Annotated in this window: 1 protein-coding gene; it reads right to left on the reverse strand. The window is 48.5% G+C overall.

What is annotated here, in order from left to right:
* Positions 1-2,396 (reverse strand): WD40/YVTN/BNR-like repeat-containing protein (locus tag WBA23_RS25845; RefSeq protein WP_424585165.1); only part of this gene is annotated, 2,396 nt, incomplete at both ends.

Here is a 2,396-nt window from a genome sequence, read left to right on the forward strand (position 1 = left end):
CAGACAAATTTTTGTAACCCGGCCTCGGCCGATAATTTATCCTCCTCTTCTTCGCTGGAGAAAGAGCAAATCTCCTGACCTTGACTATCTAAAACTGACAACGACAAACTATCTACGTCGGCATCCAGAGAATAATAGACGACGGCACCCTTCGGCCTGTCCGTCGGCACATTTTCACCTCGGTAGCCTTGAATCTGCGTTCGATAAGCGGTATTCGGTTTAAACAGGTGAACTTCAGCTTGAGCTGTTTCTGAGCTTATTTGATGTAGTGGGGTTATATCATCCATTATCCAGAAAGACCGACCCTGTGTAGCTACCACCAAATCTTGCTGGTGCACTTTCAGGTCAGTAATTGGCGTAACTGGCAGGTTGAGTTGGAAGGGCTGCCAGTTAGCACCATTGTTAAACGAAACGTACATCCCAAACTCGGTTCCGGCGTATAATAACCCTTCTCGATCAGGATCTTCCCGCACCACCCGCACAAAGTGATCACTTGGAATTCCGTTTTCTCCGTCTGTTAGTTGCTGCCACGACTTTCCGTAGTCTTCGGTGAGGTAGACATAGGGCGCAAAATCATTGTCCCGGTATTTGTACACCGAAGCATACGCTTTCCCCGCTTGGTGAGCCGAAGGATCAATGGTATTAACGGTACCTTCCGCCGGCATATTTTTCGGGGTCACATTCTCCCAATCTTTACCACCGTTGCGAGAAATATGAATTAAGCCATCATCGCTACCTGCCCATAGTACCCCTTCCTCCAATGGCGATTCTTCAAACGCGAAAATAGTACAGTATAATTCTACCCCCGTATTATCATGCTGTATTGGTCCACCCGGAATATCCAGATACTTATCAATATTCTGAGTGAGGTCGGGGCTGATTACTTCCCAAGACTGCCCCCCATTAGTTGATTTGTGTACGTAGTTGGACGTGTAGTAGAGGACATCAGCATTATGAGGGGAGAACTGGATCGGTGCATTCCACTGGAAGCGGTATTTTAAATCGCGCCCCTCTACCCCATCGTTCAGTTCCGGGTACACTTCCACACTACGGGTATGTCCCTGAGCCCGATCAAGTTTGGTCATAATACCAATATAGTTTCCAGCGTACACCAGGTTGGGGTTGTCGGGATGAACGGCAATGTGTCCGCTTTCGCCTCCTCCTACCGCGTACCAATCTTGTATCGGATCAAAATCAGCTAGCCCCTGACTGGGGACCGAAATCGTACTATTATCTTGTTGAGCTCCGTACACCCGGTAAGGAAACTGATTATCAACCGTTACCCGATACATTTCGGCGGTGGGTTGATTATTTTGAGTAGACCAGGTTTTACCGCCATTGAACGATACATTTGATCCGCCATCGTTACTCTGAATCATCACCTTCGGGTTGTTTGGATTAATCCATAAATTATGATTATCGCCGTGGGGCACCGGAATACGCTCAAAATTAGCTCCATCGTTTAACGATTTGTAAAACCCGGTATTCAGTACGTAAACGGTGTGCTCCTGCTGAGGATCAGCGAACAAGCGGGAGTAGTACCAGGCCCGTTGCCGATATTCTCGTTTACGATTGATTCTTTTCCAGCTACTCCCGGCATCTTCCGACAGATAAATACCGCCCTTATCTTCATCCACGTGTTCCATAATGGTCCACACCCGCTGTGAGTTGACGGGGGATACTGCTACTCCAACCCGACCGACTACACCGGTAGGCAAGCCTTTGTCTAAACGTTTCCAGGTATCGCCCCCGTCGGTAGATTTAAATAAGCCACTTCCTTTGCCACCGTCTATCAATGTCCAGGGTTTACGCTCTACCTGCCAAGCTCCAGCGTACAGAATGCGAGGATTGGTAGGATCTAGTACCAGATCTATTACTCCGGTGCTGTCGTTAATGTACAATGTTTTCTCCCAGCTTGCCCCGCCATCTTTGCTACGAAACACCCCTCGTTCGGAGTTAGGACCAAAGATATTCCCCAAGGCGGCTACGTAGAGTACGTCTGGGTTAGTCGGGTGAATCTGAATTTTTCCCAGCTGACCCGTCTGCTCCAGCCCCATTTTCTTCCAAGTCTCTCCGCCATCAGTAGATTTATAAACTCCTTTACCTACCGATACATTACCCCGCGGTGGGGCTGATCCTGTTCCTACGTAGATCACATTCGGATCGGATAATGAAACTTCAATAGAACCAATGGAGCCAACATCGAAAAAGCCATCGGATATATTCTGCCAGGAACCGCCTCCGTCTTCGGTTTTCCAGACTCCCCCTCCGGTAGTGCCCATAAAAAAAGTAAGGGGTTTGCTAGGAATACCCGCTACGGCAGTACAACGCCCTCCCCGAAATGGACCTATCAGTCGGTATTCCAACGCTTGTAAATCAGTCGAGTCGTACTGAAT

It is taken from the genome of Tunicatimonas sp. (genome assembly GCF_049647865.1).
GTDB lineage: Bacteria > Bacteroidota > Bacteroidia > Cytophagales > Cyclobacteriaceae > Tunicatimonas.